At 72.5% G+C, this 16,050-nt stretch carries 12 protein-coding genes; 5 read left to right on the top strand and 7 right to left on the bottom strand.

Annotation, left to right across the window (positions count from 1 at the left end):
- Positions 1 to 86: 86 nt before the first annotated feature.
- On the top strand, positions 87 to 524 hold the full coding sequence (locus ACIPSE_RS10025) for a DUF6892 domain-containing protein (protein ID WP_401659848.1): 438 nt from the start codon (positions 87 to 89) through the stop codon (positions 522 to 524).
- A gap of 34 nt (positions 525 to 558) precedes the next feature.
- Here ACIPSE_RS10025 and ACIPSE_RS10020 read toward each other — a convergent pair whose 3' ends face one another.
- From ACIPSE_RS10020 to ACIPSE_RS10005, 4 genes are all read right to left on the bottom strand, one after another.
- The gene (locus ACIPSE_RS10020) at positions 559 to 1,080 is read right to left on the bottom strand and encodes a hypothetical protein (protein ID WP_401659845.1); all 522 of its coding nucleotides are present in this window, start codon (positions 1,078 to 1,080) and stop codon (positions 559 to 561) included.
- Positions 1,081 to 1,089: 9 nt separating this feature from the next.
- Complete coding sequence (locus ACIPSE_RS10015) at positions 1,090 to 2,334, bottom strand: family 1 glycosylhydrolase (protein ID WP_401659842.1); 1,245 nt, start codon at positions 2,332 to 2,334, stop codon at positions 1,090 to 1,092.
- A gap of 73 nt (positions 2,335 to 2,407) precedes the next feature.
- Complete coding sequence (locus tag ACIPSE_RS10010; RefSeq protein WP_401659839.1) at positions 2,408 to 4,699, bottom strand: family 78 glycoside hydrolase catalytic domain; 2,292 nt, start codon at positions 4,697 to 4,699, stop codon at positions 2,408 to 2,410.
- 264 nt (positions 4,700 to 4,963) lie between these two features.
- A complete protein-coding gene (locus ACIPSE_RS10005) occupies positions 4,964 to 5,587 on the bottom strand; it encodes a TetR/AcrR family transcriptional regulator (RefSeq protein ID WP_401659836.1) in 624 nt (207 codons plus the stop codon).
- Positions 5,588 to 5,838: 251 nt separating this feature from the next.
- Between ACIPSE_RS10005 and ACIPSE_RS10000 the strand changes: the two genes are divergently transcribed.
- The 4 genes from ACIPSE_RS10000 (at position 5,839) to ACIPSE_RS09985 (ending at position 13,171) form a co-directional block, all read left to right on the top strand.
- Positions 5,839 to 7,326 (top strand): MFS transporter, encoded by a 1,488-nt coding sequence (locus ACIPSE_RS10000; RefSeq protein WP_401659833.1) that lies wholly within the window; start codon positions 5,839 to 5,841, stop codon positions 7,324 to 7,326.
- A 255-nt stretch (positions 7,327 to 7,581) separates the two neighbouring features.
- Positions 7,582 to 9,060, top strand: coding sequence for an MFS transporter (locus ACIPSE_RS09995; protein ID WP_401659830.1), 1,479 nt, complete (start codon positions 7,582 to 7,584; stop codon positions 9,058 to 9,060).
- A 67-nt stretch (positions 9,061 to 9,127) separates the two neighbouring features.
- On the top strand, positions 9,128 to 11,818 hold the full coding sequence (locus tag ACIPSE_RS09990) for a family 78 glycoside hydrolase catalytic domain (protein ID WP_401659827.1): 2,691 nt from the start codon (positions 9,128 to 9,130) through the stop codon (positions 11,816 to 11,818).
- A 123-nt stretch (positions 11,819 to 11,941) separates the two neighbouring features.
- Complete coding sequence (locus tag ACIPSE_RS09985) at positions 11,942 to 13,171, top strand: cytochrome P450 (protein WP_401659824.1); 1,230 nt, start codon at positions 11,942 to 11,944, stop codon at positions 13,169 to 13,171.
- Positions 13,172 to 13,217: 46 nt separating this feature from the next.
- Here the strand turns inward: ACIPSE_RS09985 and ACIPSE_RS09980 are convergent, their stop codons facing one another.
- From ACIPSE_RS09980 to ACIPSE_RS09970, 3 genes are all read right to left on the bottom strand, one after another.
- Positions 13,218 to 14,579, bottom strand: coding sequence for a DUF3500 domain-containing protein (locus ACIPSE_RS09980; protein ID WP_401659821.1), 1,362 nt, complete (start codon positions 14,577 to 14,579; stop codon positions 13,218 to 13,220).
- Positions 14,580 to 14,727: 148 nt separating this feature from the next.
- Positions 14,728 to 15,120: a hypothetical protein gene (locus tag ACIPSE_RS09975; protein ID WP_401659818.1), complete on the bottom strand. Its 393-nt coding sequence runs from the start codon at positions 15,118 to 15,120 to the stop codon at positions 14,728 to 14,730.
- 345 nt (positions 15,121 to 15,465) lie between these two features.
- Complete coding sequence (locus ACIPSE_RS09970; protein WP_401661690.1) at positions 15,466 to 16,047, bottom strand: lactate utilization protein C; 582 nt, start codon at positions 16,045 to 16,047, stop codon at positions 15,466 to 15,468.
- Positions 16,048 to 16,050: the final 3 nt, after the last annotated feature.

The following is a 16,050-nucleotide window of genomic DNA, read 5'->3' as shown; positions in this document are numbered from 1 at the left end:
TTCCCCGGTGTCACGCGATTTCGTTGGGCACTGCATGCAATCGAATCCCGGCCGGGGTTGTCAGTGGCCCTTGGTACACAGGAGCCATGACTGCGTTCCGTGACTTCAACTTCAAGCTGCTGGTCGTCGACAGGCTGATGTACGGCGACAGGACGCTCGCGCCCGCCTTCGACATGGCGGAGCACATGAGGGCCCGCGGGGTCGAGGACCTCTCCGCGTACATCGAGGACAACGGCCTGGAGCACACGGTGCTCGACGAGGCGCGCGCCCACTTCGAGGAGCTGGAGATACCGGCGGAACTCCTGGCCACGGTGGAGGAGCTGCTCTTCGACGGCGGGAACCGGGTGTTCCTGGAGTGCGCCCCCATCTGGGACGGCGAGGACGACCTCTTCGACGTGCGCGCCCTCGACGACCTGGACCTGGTGCCGAACCTCAAACTGTTCACCGGGGGCAGGGCGCTGGAGCGCTCCCTGCCCGGCGCGCTGGAGATCCTCGCGTCCAGGGACATCACGGCACGCCACTGAGCCGGGCCGGCGGGCGGACTCCCGAGGGCACGGCTCAGTGCCCGGCGAGGAGCTTCACGCCGACCACACCCATCCCGATGGCGGCGTCCAGCGCGGCGACCACCAGGGAGCGCAGCGGGCCCGCGCCGACCCGTCGGCCACCGGCGTACCCCCACAGCGCCAGCGCCGCGACCTCGGTACCGGCGGAGACCCACAGGGCGGTGGTGAGCTCCAGGGCTCCGGTCGCGGACAGCCCGATCAGCAGGACCGGACCCACGGCGCAGGTGAGCAGCGGGCTGCTGGTGTAGAGGGTGCGCCGGATCTCGCCGAGGGTCGGCCGACGGCCGTGGGCGACGGGGTGCGCCTGGAGATCGGCGACCAGGGTCGCCAGCCACAGACCGACCGCCGTCGCCACGACGTACACGGCCGCGCCCCGGTGCGTGGGGTGCCCGCCCTGCGCCTGCCCCACCAGGACCGCGAGCAGGGTGAGCGAGGCGTAGAGGCGCTCTTTCAGCCGTTCCCCGAGCACGGCGGCGCGCTCGTGCTCCAGATCGGGCGAGGGTGTCGTGTCGGCCATGAGCGCACCTTAGGGCGTACCGCCCCGGTGCTCGCGCACCGCGTCGGCGTACACCTTCGCGCTGGGCTTCGGGCGGCGTTCCAGCGTGTCGCGGTCCACCTCGTACAGCCCCAGCCGGGCGCCGTAGCCGAAGATCCACTCGAAGTTGTCCAGGAGGGTCCAGTGGCAGTAGCCGAGGACGGGCGTGCCGCGGTCGCGTTCGGCGGCGAGCTCGCGCAGGGCGGCGGGGAGGAACGCGGCGCGCTGCTCGTCGTCCGGGGTCTGGATGCCGTGCTCGGTCACCAGGACCGGCACGCCGGACACCTCGTGGGCGTAGCGGACGGCGCCGGCGAGGGAGCCGGGGGCGATGACCGTGCCCATGCCGTTGAGTTCGCCCTCGACGCGGACCTCGCCGTCGGGGCCGTGGACGACGCGTTCGTAGTTCTGCACGCCGATGAAGTCGTCGTGGCGGGCCTCGCGCAGCCAGTGGTCGTAGACGGCGGCGCGCTTGGCGTCCCGGCGTGCCTCGCCGCCGGGGAGCGCCACCTCGTCGGCGATGGCGAGAGAGACCCCCACGGGGAGGTCGGCGCGGCGGGCCTTGATCGCCGCACGGGCGGCCCGGTGGGCGCGGGTGAACGCCTCCTGGAAGGCGTCCTGCCGGTCGGCCGGGATGACGTTGGCGCTGGCGTAGCCGTCGGCTCCGGCCGCTTCCGCCGCGGCGGCGAGCATCCGCGTCTTGAGCGCCTCCGCCTCGGGGGGCAGCTTCGCGCCGGCCTGGAGCAGTTGTTCGAGGTTGGGTTCGTTGAGGGTGACGGCGGCGGCGATGCGGTCGCCGAAGCGCGCCATGACACGGTCGCACTGCGCGGCGAAGCGGGCCGGGGCGTCGGTGCCGGTCCAGGATCCGTCCGCGGCGAACCAGTGCGGGGAGGTGAAGTGACTGAACGTCACCAGAGGGGCGAGGCCGCGCTCCAGGCAGCCGTCGACCAGGCGTTCGTAGTGGTCCAGGGCCTCGGTGGAGACGGCCCCGGGTTCGGGTTCGACGCGGGCCCACTCGACGGAGAACCGGTAGGCGTCGAGGCCGAGTCCGGCGGCCAGGTCGAGGTCCGTCTCCCACCGCCGGAGCGAGTCGCACGCCGGACCGCTCGGCTCCCGGAAGAGCGAGGGGACCGTGTGTTCCAGGAACCAGGTGTCGCTCGCGCGGTTGTGTCCCTCGGTCTGGTGGCCGGAGGTCGCGACGCCCCACAGGAACGTGTCGGGCAGGCGGGTGTGTGTCATGGGTGTTCCTCGCACGGGGTCTCTCGGGGGTGTCGGGTGGGGCACCGGTCGGGCGCGTCGGTGCTGCTCGTCGTCAGGGTGTGGGCAGGCGCCCCTGGAAGGAGTGGCGGCCGGGGCCGACCTCCGTGGGCCGGGTGCCGGGCAGGTCGACCAGGGCCGTCACGCCGGGCGGCACGAGGAGGTCGACGACGAGCGACCCGCCGCGCACGTGCCAGCCGGTCTCGACCCGGCCGTACGGCGTGTCGTGCTCGGCGCGGGCCCAGGTGAGGCCGCCTCCGGGGCGGGGCCTGACGAGGAGTCTGCGGTAGCCGGGGGCGGCGGGGGCCAGGCCCGCGACGGTGCGGTGCATCCAGTCGGCGACCGCGCCGAGCGCGTAGTGGTTGAAGGAGGTCATCTCGCCCGGGTTGACGGAGCCGTCGGGGAGCATGCTGTCCCAGCGTTCCCAGACGGTGGTGGCGCCCATGTCGACCTGGTAGAGCCAGGAGGGGCAGTCCCGTTGGGTCAGCAGCCGGTAGGCGGTGTCGACGTGTCCGGTGTCGGTGAGCGCGTCGCACACCAGCGGGGTGCCGAGGAAGCCGGTGCCGATGCGGTGGCCGCCGTCGGCGACGAGGCCGGCCAGCCGGCGTCCGGCTTCGGCGCGGTCGGTGCCGTCGGTCAGCAGCCGGAATCCCAGGGCGAGGGCGTAGGCGGTCTGGGTCTCCTCCTTCAGGCGTCCCCGCCCGAGATGGAAGTGGTCGAGGAACGCGTCCCGGACCGCGTCGGCCAGGGCGTGGTAGCGCTCCGCGTCGGCCGCCTCGTCCAGGATCGCGGCGGTGCGGGCGAGCAGCCGCGCGGAGTGCGCGAAGTACGCGGTGGCGACGAGAGCGGAGGGGGTCATGGCGCGGCCGGGGTCGTCGGCGGGGGCGGTGGGATCGAGCCAGTCGCCGAACTGGAAGCCCTCGCCCCAGATCCGTCCGGGTCCGGCCAGTTCGTCGACGGCGTCGACCCAGGCCCGCATGGAGGGGTACTGCGTGGCCAGCACCTCGGTGTCGCCGTACCGCTCGTGGAGCACCCAGGGGACGACGACCGCGGCGTCGCACCAGCCGGCCATGGGCGGGTTGCCGGGCGGGATCGGGACCGGGGTGATGACCGGGATGTCCGGGCTGAACACCGGGGGGATGCCGCGCCCGTCGGCGGCCTGGTCGACGGCGAGGTCGCGCAGCCAGGAGCGCAGGAAGTCGCGGACGTCGTAGAGGTAGGAGGCGGTGGGGGCGAAGACCTGGACGTCGCCGGTCCAGCCGAGCCGTTCGTCGCGCTGGGGGCAGTCGGTGGGCACGTCGAGGAAGTTGCCGCGCATCCCCCGGACGACGTTCTCGTGGAGGCGTTCCAGGGAGGGGTCGGAGCAGGCGAACCAGCCGGTGCGGCGCAGATCGCTGTGGAGCACCACCGCGCTCACGTCGGCGGGGTCCAGCTCGCCGGGCCAGCCCTCGACGTCGGCGTACCGGAAGCCGTGGAAGGTGAAGCGGGGTTCCCACTCCTCCCCCGCCGGATCGCCGCGCAGGGTGTAGCGGTCGGTGGCGGTGGCGTGCCGCAGCGGGCGGAGGCAGAGGTCGCCGTCTTCGAGCACTTCGGCGTGGCGCAGGGTGACGGTGTGCCCGGCCTCGCCGCGCACCCGGATGCGCAGGCGTCCGACGAGGTTCCGGCCGAAGTCGAGGACGGTCCGGCCGGTGGGCGAGGTGGTGACGGCGACGGGGGCGAGGTGTTCGATGCGGCGGACCGGCGGGCTGTCGGCGGGGAAGAGGACGGCGGTGTCGAAGTCGACGGTCCCGGCCGGTTCCCAGGCCGAGTCGTCGTAGCCGGGTGTGCTGAATCCGGTCCGTTCGCGGCGGGCGTCGTACTCCTCGCCCTCGTAGAGCCCGGAGGCCAGGAGGGGGCCGTGGCTCCAGCGCCAGCCGTCGCCCGTGGTGACGGTCCGGGTGGAGCCGTCGGTGTGCTCCAGGCGCAGTTCGGCGAGCAGTCCCGTGCGCGGTCCGTAGATGTCGCGGGTCCCGCCGTTGAAGCCGAGCAGGCCCCGGTACCAGCCGTCGGCGAGATGGGCGCCCCAGGCGTTGCGGCCCTCGCCGATCAGGCCGGTGACGTCGAAGGTCTGGTGGCGGTGCCGGTGGCGGTAGCTCGTCCAGCCCGGCGCCAGCACGTGGTCGCCGACCCGGCGGCCGTTGATCTCCATCTCGTACACGCCGAGGGCCGTGACCCGGAGCGTGGCGGACCGTACGGGGGCGTGAGCGGTGAACTCGGCGCGCAGCAGCGCGGCCGGACGGGCTCCTGATCCGCGGGCGAGGGCGGCCGGAGGAGGACTGACCACGCGTGCGGTCCAGTGGTGGTGCATGACGGCCTTTCTCGGCGCCGGCGGTGGGCAGGGTCGATCATGCGCCCAACACCTAGTGATTACTAGGTGTTGGTTCGCGTGACGTACGCCATACCCGACTGGGAGGGGTCGCCCGACGGACCTGGTGATGTCGAGAGCATGACAAGCAGGTGGCGCCCACTCACCAAGTGCGACACCCGCCCACCGCGCAGGACAGAGCCCGTCGCGACACCGACGGCCTTCGGCGGCGGGACCGGCCCTCACGAGGGGGCGACTCGCGGCGCCCTAGAACCCCTGCCCGTCGCTGGAGATCCCGCGCAGGAGGCGGTCGAGGTGGCCGCGCATGACGGCCACGAGGTCGAACGCGCGCCCGGCGGCCAGCCACTGCTGGAGCAGCCCCATGTCCATGGCCACGCACTCCCGGGCGATGGCCTCGTGGTCCAGGCCGGCGAGGAGTTCGCCGCTCCGGCTGCCCGCGAGGAGCCGGTCGGTCAGCTCCCGCACCCCCTTCTCCTGCCAGGTGGTGAAGTGCTCGTGGGCGGGATGGTCGGCGGCGGTGGCCTCGGCGCCGAGGACGACCGCCAGTTCCACCATGCCCGGCATGGCGAGGGTCTCCGCCGTGTCCTCCAGGTGGAGACGGAAGGCGTCGCGCACCGAGTCGGAGACGCGTTCCCAGCGCACGTCCATGCGCTCGTGCCAGAACTCGACGACCGCGAGCAGCAACCGCTGCTTGTCGCGGAAGTAGTGCAGCAGGCCGGCGTCGGTGATCTCGGCGTCGCGGGCGACCCGGGCGAGGGAGGTCTTGCGGTAGCCGTCCTGCCCGAAGCGCAGCAGGGCCGCCTCCAGGATCTGGGTGCGCCGGGCCCGGCCCGCCGTGTAGTGCCCGCGCGGGCCCCTGGGAGTCGACATGCCAGAACAGTACTGGCGCCGCGCGGACGGGTGATCGTTCACCCCGCACACGCCGCATCGCCGTGTGACATGGGCCACATCACCAACACCTAGCGTGCACTAGGCGTTGGGTTCATCATCGACGTCACGCGACGACGGAACGCCGCGCTGCCACGTCCCGCTGAGCGACGCGTCACGCCGAGCCCCCTCTCGCCCACACCCCCCGCGCCTCCCCTCTCCGACTTGCGCACCTCCGTGAAAGGAGGGCTGGCATGACGCCGCTGTCATCGAGCCCCTCAGCCGACCGCGAACCGGTCACCACCCCGGACGGACGGTGGACCCCCCGCCTCGTCCTGCTGCTGGTCGCCCTCGCCTGGCCGACCCAGCTGCTGGCCGCCGGCGGCATCCTCGGCGCCAACGCCACGGCCGGTGTCGCGCAGGCCTTCCACACCACCCAAGTGGTCTGGTTCGGGCTGACGTTGACCCTGGTGTCCACCCTGCTCACCCCCTTCGCGATCAAGCTCGGCGATCTGTACGGCAAGCGGCGCGTCATGCTGGCGATGACCGCCCTCGGCGCCGTCGGCGAAATGATCGCGGCCCTCGCCGGGAGCTTCTGGCTGGTCCTGGCGGGCCGGGCGATCGCCGGGTTCTACGGCCCGTTCGGCGCCCTGTCGTTCGCCGCGGTCCGGGACACCTTCCCGCCCCGCCTGGTCAAGCAGGCCAGCGGCATCATGGGCAGCAGCGTCGGCCTGGTCGCCCTCGTCTCGCCGTTCCTCGCGGGCCGGCTGATCGGCACCTGGGGTTACCGCGGGGCCCTGTGGTTCCTCGCCGCGGCCACGGCCGTCGCCTGCGCGCTGATCGCCGCCCTGGTCCCGGAGACCCCGCGGCACGCCTTCGAGTCGGGCTTCGACTGGCTGGGCGGGCTCACCCTCGGCGGCGGCCTCACCGCCGTGGTCTACGCCGTCGGCCAGGGGCAGAGCTGGGGCTGGGGCGATCCGCGCACCGCGGGCTGGCTGGCGGCGGGGGTCGTCGCGCTCGGCGCGTTCCTGCTCGTGGAGCGGTCCAGCCCGCACCCCATCCTGGACCTGAGGGTGCTGCGCCGCCGCCCGGTCGCCCTGGCGCTCACCGCGGGCGGCCTCGCCCAGACGGTCGCGTTCACCATGCCGGGGCTGGCCATCCTGCTCGCGCTCTACCCGCACATCCCCGGCGTCTCCGCGGGGCTGGGCTGGTCGGCCGACCACAACGCGGTGGTCAGCGTGAGCTGGAACCTCGTGATGTTCGGCACCGGCCTGCTGGTCAGCCGGTACATGCGGCGCTTCGACGCCCGCAGGATCTGGTGCGCCGGGCTGGCGGTCATGGCCGTCGGCTACGCGTTGGTGGGCTTCCATCACGGCGACGAGCTCCAGTTGATCCTCACGTCCTGCGTCGCCAACCTCGGCGCCGGTGTCGTCGTCGCGGGTGCGCCGACCCTCGTGGTGGGCGTGGTCTCGGACGGCGAACAGGGGCTGGGCAGCGGCATGATGAACATGCTCATCAGCCTGTTCGGCGCCTTCGTCACCGCCGGGGCGTACGCCCTGCTCGCCACGGACAGCACCGTCGTCGACGGGACCGCGTTCTATCTCGACACCGGATACTCGTGGGTGTTCTGGATGGGCTCGCTGGTGACGGTCGTCGCCCTGGCGCTCTCCCTGTTCCTGCCCCCGCTGCGCGACCCGGCCGAGGACGGCGCACAGACCGAGAGGGCCGCACAGCCCGCCTGAACCGCACACGGGCGACCCGTGCACGAGCCGCACGAGCACCCCGCGTCGCCCCCGTCGCCGTATCCGCGACGGGGGCGACCCGCATGCCGGAACCCGGCCTCACCGGCCTCGCGCGTCCATGAGGTGGATCACTTTCGCCACCTCCGGACGTATGACGTGGATCACTCTCCCAAAACCTAGCGCACTCGGTTTTCAACTCGCATCATCGGTCGAAACCTCGGCGTAACGAAGCGCCGACCTCCCCTCGGAGCGACCATGAACACTTCGCCCCCGTCCGATCGCTGGACCCCCGTGGAACTGCGGCGGCTCATCGCGCTCGTCTGGCCGGGTCAGCTCCTGGTGGTGGCCGGCATCATCGCCGCCAACGCACAGCCGCAGATCGCCCAGCACTTCCACACCACGCAGATCGCCTGGTTCAGCCTGGCGTTCACTCTGGCGACGATCGTGGCGACCCCGTTCGCGGTGCGCCTCGGGGAGGTGCACGGCAAGCGCCGGGTCATGCTGGTCCTGGCCGCCGCGGGGCTGGTCGGCGACATCGTGACGGTGCTGGCACCGTCGTATCCGGTGATGGTCCTCGGGCGGGTGATCGGCGGTCTGTACGGGCCCGTCGCGGTGCTGGTGCTGGCCGCCGTCCGCGATCTGTTCCCGGCCCGCAAGGTCTCCACGGCCATGGGCGTGGTCGCCGGATCGGTCGGCGTGCTCAGCCTGCTCGCTCCCCTGCTGTCCGGCTGGCTGCTGGACGCGTTCGGCTGGCGCGGCGCCCTGTGGTTCCTCGTCGCCTCGACCGTCCTCGCGATGGCGGCGCTGTGCGCGGTCCCCGAGACCCCGCGGCGCGCCCCGGCCGGGCGGCTGGACCGGGCCGGCGCCCTGCTGCTCGGCGGCGGCCTCTCCCTGATCGTCTACGGCATCGGGCAGGGCGGCGACTGGGGCTGGGCCTCGGCGAGGTTCCTGCTCACCCTCGGCGCGGGCCTGGTCGCCCTGGCGGTGTTCGTGGCCGTCGAACTGCGGGTGTCCGCACCCATCCTCGACCTGCGGCTGCTGCGGCGCCGCTCCCTGGCGACCGTGCTGCTGGGGTCCTCCGTGCCGCAGGCCGCGTACTACGCCTCCCAGGCGATCCTCATCTTCCTCGCCCTCTACCCGCACATCCCCCAGGTCTCCGACGGGCTGGGCTGGTCCACCACGCACAACGCCCTCGTCGGCGTCCCGGCGGGACTCGTCACCTTCGCCGCGGGCATCGGCGTGGGCCGGGCCGCGCGCAGCGTCAGCCCACGCGCCCTCTGGTTCGCCGGTCTCACCCTGCTCGGCGGCGGGCTCGTCCTGGCGGCCTTCCACCACTCCGGCACCGCGCAGATCGTCGCCACCGGCGTCGTCATGGGGCTCGGCGGCGGCATCCTGATGGCCGGTCAGCAGGCGATGATCCTGTCGGTGGTCTCGCACGAGGAGCAGGCCGCCGCGAACGGCATGTCCTCGCTGCTCACCCAGGTCTTCCTGGCCCTCACCAACCAGGCCCTCTACACGGTCCTGGCGGGGGACTCCACGGTCCTCCAGGGCACCGCGTTCTACCACGACAGCGCCTTCACCAACGGCTACCTCGTCATGGCCGGGATCGTGGCCCTCGGGCTCCTGATCTCCCTCGCCATCCCCCGGCTGGCCCGTACCGGCGACGGCACGGAACGGCCCGCCGCCTCCACGGAGCCCGTGGCCGTTCCCGTCTCGCCCGTCTCCTCCGCCTGACCGCGCCGCCGCCGGCCCCGACCGGCCGCACCACCGCACGACCGCTCGCTCCGAGAGGACTCCTCTTTTGTCTGCCACCCGCCCCACCCACCTGCGCGTCGAACACCTCGACCGGCCCCTGGGCCTCCACGTCCGGCGCCCTCGGCTGTCCTGGAGGCCGGCGCACGCCACCAGCGCCCAGCTCGCCTACCGGGTCCAGGCCGGACAGTGGGACTCGGGACGGGTGGAGTCGGCGGACACCACGTACATCCCGTACGAGGGCCCCGCGCCCGCGTCCGCCACACGTGTCCCCTGGCGGGTCAAGGTCTGGACGGCGGACGGCGAGAGCGACTGGTCCGAACCGTCCTGGTGGGAGACCGGGCTGCTCGACCCGCGCGACTGGCAGGCACAGTGGATCGCGCCCGCCGAGGCGGCACCGGCCGAGGCGGGCCGACGCCCCGCCCATCTCCTGCGGGACACCTTCACCCTCGACCGGCCGGTCCGCACCGCACGCCTGTACGCCACCGCGCACGGCGTCTACGAGATGTTCCTCAACGGCACCCGCGTCGGCGACGAGGAACTCACCCCCGGCTTCACCTCCTACCGCACCCGCCTCCAGGTCCAGACGTACGACGTCACCGGACTCCTCGCCCGCGGCGGCAACGCGGTCGGGGCGGTCCTCTCCGACGGCTGGTTCCGGGGACGGCACGGCTTCACCCGGGACGCGGACGGCTTCGGCACCCGCACCGCCCTGCTGGCCCAGCTCGTCGTCACCCACGACGACGGCACCACCACCGTCCTGGGCACCGGCCCCGGCTGGCGCAGCACGCCCGGGCCCGTCGTCGCGGCCGACCTGATGGACGGCCAGGAGACGGACCTGCGCCGCCACGACCCCCGCTGGGCGACCGCCGGCCACGACGACCGCGCCTGGGAGAAGGCGGACGTCCCCACGACGGGCCTGTACACGGACCTCACCCGGCTGACCGGCCCGCTCGCCCCGCCGGTGCGCAGGGTCGAGGAGCTCCGGCCGGTCTCCGTGACCCGTATCGGGCCCGGCCGGTACGTCGCCGACCTCGGCCAGAACATCAACGGCTGGGTACGGCTGACCCGGCTGGGCCCGGCCGGGACCCGGCTCACCCTGACGCACGGCGAGGCCCTGGACCCCGACGGCGACGTCACCACCGAGAACATCCGCGCCTTCGACTGGGCCACCCGGCAGCCGCTGCCCGCCGGTCAGACCGACACGGTCACCGCCGCGGGCCGCCCCGGTGAGACGTTCGAGCCCCGCCACACCACCCACGGCTTCCGCTACGTCCGGATCGAGGGCCACCCCGGTCCCCTCACCGAGGACGACGTGACCGGCGTCGTCGTCCACTCGGACCTGACCCGCACCGGCTGGTTCCGGTGCGGCGACCCCCGGCTCGAACGACTGCACGAGGCCGCCGTGTGGAGCCTGCGCGGCAACATCTGCGACGTGCCCACCGACTGCCCCCAGCGGGAGCGGGCCGCCTGGACCGGCGACTGGCAGGTGTTCGTCCCGACCGCGGCCTTCCTCTACGACGTCGCCGGGTTCAGCGCGAAGTGGCTGCGCGACCTGGCCGCCGACCAGTGGGCCGACGGCACCGTGCCCAACTTCGTGCCCGACCCGGCCGACGAGGACACCCGCCGACGGTCCGCCGAAGGCGGCATGAACGGCTCGGCGGGCTGGGGCGACGCGGCGGTCATCGTCCCGTGGGAGCTGTGGCGCGCCTACGGCGACCGCGACCTGCTGCGCACCCAGTACCCGTCGATGCGCGCCTGGGTCGACTTCGCCGCACGTCAGGCGGGCACCGCACGCCACCCCGACCGGGCCGCCCGACGCCCCGAGGCCGCACCGCACGAGGAGTTCCTGTGGGACACCGGCTTCCACTTCGGTGAGTGGTTGGAGCCCGGCGTCGCCCCCGACCTCTCCCCCGGCCGGGACCTGGGAGACGTGGCGACGGCCTATCTGCACCGCTCGGCGGATCTCCTCGCCCGGATGGCGGCCCTGCTCGGGCATCCTGACGACGAGGCCCGCTACCGGCACCTCGCCGAGGGCGCCCGGGCCGCGTGGCGGGCGGAGTACCTCGTCACCGACGGCTCCGCCGACGGGGCGGTCACCGTGCCCGACACACAGGCGACGCTGGTACGCGCCCTGGCGTTCGGGCTGGTGCCGGACGGGCTCCGGCAGCGGGCCGCCGACCGGCTCGCCGCTCTGGTGCGCGCCGCGGGCACCCATCTGACCACCGGTTTCCTCAGCACCGGCATGCTGCTTCCGGCGCTCGCCGACCACGGGCACGCGGACCTGGCCCACGCGCTGCTGCGGCAGACGTCCGTGCCCTCGTGGCTCGGCATGATCGAGCGCGGGGCGACGACCGTCTGGGAGAGCTGGCACGGCGTCGACGACGAGGGCCGCCCGCAGATGTCGTACAACCACTACAGCAAGGGGGCGGTGATCTCCTTCCTCCATCGGTACGTGGCCGGGCTGCGGCCGGCGGACACCGCGGACGCGGGTTCGGCCGGGTACCGGCGCTTCGTCGTCGCCCCGCAGCCGGGCGGGGACCTGACCTGGGCGGAGGCCCGCCTGGACACGCTCCACGGCACCGTCGGGACGCGGTGGCAGCTGGGCGGGGGGCGGCTGACGCTCACGGTGGAGGTCCCGCCGGGCACGGAGGCCGAGATCCGGATCCCCGGCTCCGAGCCCGTGCTCGCCCGGCCGGGCAGTCACCTGTACACGGCACCGTGGCCACCGCTGGGGTAACCCGGCCACCGAGAACGGGGATTGAGGAGAAGGCCGTTCAACTTCGGCCAGGACTGGCCTGTTTGAGCCATCGGGAGATCACTAGCCTGGCTCCCGATCACAGGCATCTACCCGAGGAGCCCCGTGCCCGCCGCCGCACCGCAGCTGCCCGACATCCTCTCGCCGGAATTCGCCGCGGATCCCTATCCGGCCTACGCCCAGATGCGGGAGCAGGAACCCCTCATCTGGCACGAGGCCACCCGGAGTTACCTCCTGTCCCGCTACGAGGACGTCGAACGCGTCTTCAAGGACAAGCAGTCCGAGTTCACCACCGACAACTACGACTGGCAGCTGGAACCGGTCCACGGCAGGACGATCCTCCAGCTCAGCGGACGCGAACACGCGGTACGGCGGGCCCTGGTCGCGCCCGCCTTCCGCGGCACCGACCTCCAGGAGAAGTTCCTGCCGGTCATCGAACGCAACTCCCGCGGGCTCGTCGACGCGTTCCGGCACACCGGCAGCGCCGACATCGTCAGCGACTACGCCACCCGCTTTCCGGTCAACGTCATCGCCGACATGCTGGGCCTCGACCAGGACGACCACGCCCGCTTCCACGGCTGGTACACGACCGTCATCGCCTTCCTCGGCAATCTCTCCGGCGACCCCGACGTCACCGCCGCCGGTGAACGGACCCGCGTCGAGTTCGCCGAGTACATGATCCCGGTCATCCGGCAGCGGCGCGAGAAGCCGGGCGACGACCTGCTGTCGGCGCTGTGCGCCGCCGAGGTCGACGGTGTGCGCATGAGCGACGAGGACATCAAGGCGTTCTGCAGCCTGCTGCTCGCCGCGGGCGGGGAGACCACCGACAAGGCGATCGCCGGCATCGTCGCCAACCTGCTGCTGCACCCCGAGCAGCTCGCCGCCGTGCGCGAGGACCGGAGCCTGATCCCGGCCGCCTTCGCGGAGACGCTGCGCTACACCCCGCCGGTCCACATGATCATGCGCCAGTCGGCCACCGAGGTGGAGGTGGGCGGCGGGGTCATCCCGGCCGGGGCCACGGTGACCTGCCTCATCGGCTCCGCCAACCGTGACGAGCGGCGCTACCGCGACCCCGACCGCTTCGACATCTTCCGTGACGATCTCAACTCGGCGTCGGCGTTCTCGGCCGCCGCCGACCATCTCGCCTTCGCCCTCGGACGGCACTTCTGCGTCGGGGCGCTCCTGGCCAAGGCGGAGGTCGAGACCGGCATCGGCCATCTGCTGGACGCCATGCCCGACCTGCGTCTCGCCGACGGGTTCACCCCCGTCGAACGGGGCGTGTTCACCCGGGGCCCGCGGTCGCTGCCGGTCCGGTTCACCCCGGTCGCGGTGTGAGACGGGCGCCGGGCCCGGTGCGGCCCGGCGCCCTGCCGCCGCGGTCTCAGTGGTCGGTCTCCAGGTGCAGCTTCAGCAGGTCCACGCCGTAGTCGTTGCCGTTGGGCGTACGGATGATGGTGTGGATGTGCTGCTGCGTGGGGTCGCCCTGGGCACCGGGGCCACCGCCGCCGGGAGAGGCCGACGCCGTGGTGGTGGCGGAGGCCGACGGGGAAGCGGAGCCGCTGCTGTCGTCGTCCTCGTGGTAGGCCAGCGGCGACTCGGCGTCGTACTCGATCAGGACGACGGGGCTGTGGACGCGGTAGTAGAACGCCGAGTCGTCCTCGTACTCCCCGATCCAGTAGAAGTACGTGTCGTCGAGGTGCTTCTCGATCTCCCGCATCCGGACCCGGGCGTGGCCCTCGTCCTGGTAGCCGACGTAGACCTCCACCAGGTCGAGCAGCAACTGCTGCTGACGGCGGTTCAGGTCCGAGGCCTGGACGCCCGCGTACGGGAGCACCGCGTTGTCCTGGCCCGCTCCGGCGACGAGGTTCGTGCCGGCCTTGGTCTCGGTGGACAGGGCCGTGGCCAGCTGGACGCTGTTCAGGGAGCGGAGCAGCTTCAAACCCGCGGCGGTCTCCTCGCGGAAGAGGTGGTAGTCGGTGCCGTCGTAGGTGATCTTCGTGGGCTCGGAGCCCATGAACGTCGGGGTCATGACGACCTGGCCGCCCAGGACGAAGTAGTTGATGACGAGGTGGTGGCCCTCGAACTGGAAGCCCCAGGCCTCGGTCGCCGACGGCGTGCCCATGACGGTGAACCAGTAGGCGTCCTCGTTGAGGGCCTTGGTGGTGTCACCGGAGTACTCGCCGAGGAACTGGTTGAGCTTACGGATGCTGTTGGACTGCTTCAGGCCCCGGGCCGAGAGCGACGCCCTCAGCAGCTTCATGCCGAGTGCGTACTGCTTCTCCGTCAGGTCCCGCAGGGCGACGCCGTCGCGGTCGTTGGAGTCGATGTTCGTCCAGTCGAGCCATTGGTCGGAGTCGACCTCGAAGAGGGTCGCCGCCTTCTGGTCGTCGGTGAGCGAGTCGAGGAAGGCGGTGGCGGCGCGGATGACCGGGGTCGTGGAGACGCCGGTGGAGTGGATCGCGTAGAGGTCGTCGACGACGGTGCCGTCCGTCGTGACGCCGACGAAGTCGTCGTAGGCGATCGTCTGCCCGAAGCCGCCGCCCGACGGCGGGCCCGAGGGGGAGGCACTCGCGGTCGCGTCGGCGGTGGTGCTCTCCTCGGCTCCGGCGCTGGCCGCGGCGTATCCGCCCATGATCGCGACGGCGGAGACACCGCCGGTGAGCAGGGCCTTGTTCATGAACCACCGGCGGGAGCGGTGGGAGGCGGGGGTACGCGGCTTGTGTCCGTGGTGTGTGTCGACCATGGTGTCAACGATTCCGTCACCACATGAAGTCGTACTGGTAGGAGCCTGTGCGCCGGGTAGGAGCGGAACCGGCGAATTCGCTCCTCGGCGGAGGAAGTGGGCACGCGGCACAGCCCGCGCGGGCCGTCCGACGGAGTAGCGAACGGGTTCAGGCAGCGGCCCGGCCGCCCAGGCCCAGACGTCTCACCCTGCCCGTGGCAGGAGCGAGCCTGACCCGGTAGGTGGTCTTGGCCGGATCGACGACGGGGTCGCCCAGCAAGAGGCGGCCACTGGCGCGCAGTTCCTCGCACACGTCCGTGGGCAGGGCCACGTAGCAGCCGCCCCGCCCCGTGGCGGAATCGACCGGGCGCCAGTAGCCGTACCGGACACGCCCGCCTGCGGAGACGGTGCTGAAGACCGACGTACGGGAGTCCGAGACGATGCGCAGCACGTCGGCGACCCGCGAACCCGGCTCAACGGCACGGCCGCCGCCCGGGTGAACGGCGGCACGGTGCACGGCTCCGGCATCGGTGCGGGCGGGCGGAACGGGGATGAAGGGCATGGGCGCGGCTTCCTCGGGACGGAGCCGCGTCGCGCGGGCCCCTTGCGGACGGGTCAGTGACGGCGCCCGCGCAACTTCCCCAACAGCTGCTGGGCCTGGGCCCTGCGCTTCGGATCGGCGGATGCCCGGCGGGCCTGCTCCACGACTCGTCGCCCCTTCGGGCTCCGGCTGAACTCCTTGATCTTGCCCAACAGGCCAGGCATGGCGGTCCTCCCAAGCGTTCGTCGCGATCGGCGACACGGTGGTAACTGCCTTGCGGCGAGCTCCTCTTGGGAACCAGCTACCCCGCCTGCTCCGGATCATCCCCGCGACCTGCCGATACACCCCCGGTTCACCTCCGCCGTGTCATACGTCGCTGTTCGTGGGTTCGTCGGTGAGGAGGACGACTTCGAGGGTGCGGGGGCCGTGGACGCCTTCGACGCGGTCGAGTTCGATGTCGCTGGTGGCGGAGGGGCCGGAGATCCAGGTGAGGGGGCGGGTGGGGTCCAGGCGTGGGAGGGCTTGGGGGACGGAGGCGACGATCTGGTGGGGGGTGTGGACGATGCAGATGTGGTGGTCGGGGATGAGGGTGGTGCGGCGGCGGCCTTGGTCGGGTGAGGCGTCCAGGACGAGGGTGCCGGTTTCGGCGATGGCGAGGGCGCAGGCGGTGATGACGCTGTCGACGCGGTCGAGTTGGTGGGGGGTGGTGTCGGGGGTGTCGGGGATCTGTTCGGTGTCCAGGGCGGATGTCCAGGCGGGGTCGAGGCCCGGTGGGATCAGGACGGTTCTGGTGCGGTGGGCGGTCAGGAGTGCGGCGAGCAGTCCCGGGAGTTCCTCGGTGGTGCAGCGGTGGACCTTCGCGCGGTAGTCGGTGAGGTTCTCGGCGAGCAGGTCGGTCAGTTCCTCGGGGCTGAGGTTGCCGTGGGCCTGGTGGTAGGTGCGTTCGATGGG

The organism is Streptomyces sp. NPDC090106 (assembly GCF_044747265.1).
Taxonomy (GTDB): Bacteria; Actinomycetota; Actinomycetes; order Streptomycetales; family Streptomycetaceae; genus Streptomyces.
Note: the sequence above shows the minus strand (reverse complement) of the source record. Positions and strands in the feature narration are given on the sequence as shown.

Bases quoted from the DNA above. Each gene is read 5' to 3' on its own strand.
- ACIPSE_RS10025 (WP_401659848.1), top strand. From the start codon at position 87: ATGACTGCGTTCCGTGACTTCAACTTCAAGCTGCTGGTCGTCGACAGG.
- ACIPSE_RS09980 (WP_401659821.1), bottom strand. From the start codon at position 14,579: ATGGTCGACACACACCACGGACACAAGCCGCGTACCCCCGCCTCCCAC.
- ACIPSE_RS10005 (WP_401659836.1), bottom strand. From the start codon at position 5,587: ATGTCGACTCCCAGGGGCCCGCGCGGGCACTACACGGCGGGCCGGGCC.
- ACIPSE_RS09975 (WP_401659818.1), bottom strand. From the start codon at position 15,120: ATGCCCTTCATCCCCGTTCCGCCCGCCCGCACCGATGCCGGAGCCGTG.
- ACIPSE_RS10010 (WP_401659839.1), bottom strand. From the start codon at position 4,699: ATGCACCACCACTGGACCGCACGCGTGGTCAGTCCTCCTCCGGCCGCC.
- ACIPSE_RS10000 (WP_401659833.1), top strand. From the start codon at position 5,839: ATGACGCCGCTGTCATCGAGCCCCTCAGCCGACCGCGAACCGGTCACC.
- ACIPSE_RS10015 (WP_401659842.1), bottom strand. From the start codon at position 2,334: ATGACACACACCCGCCTGCCCGACACGTTCCTGTGGGGCGTCGCGACC.
- ACIPSE_RS09995 (WP_401659830.1), top strand. From the start codon at position 7,582: ATGAACACTTCGCCCCCGTCCGATCGCTGGACCCCCGTGGAACTGCGG.
- ACIPSE_RS10020 (WP_401659845.1), bottom strand. From the start codon at position 1,080: ATGGCCGACACGACACCCTCGCCCGATCTGGAGCACGAGCGCGCCGCC.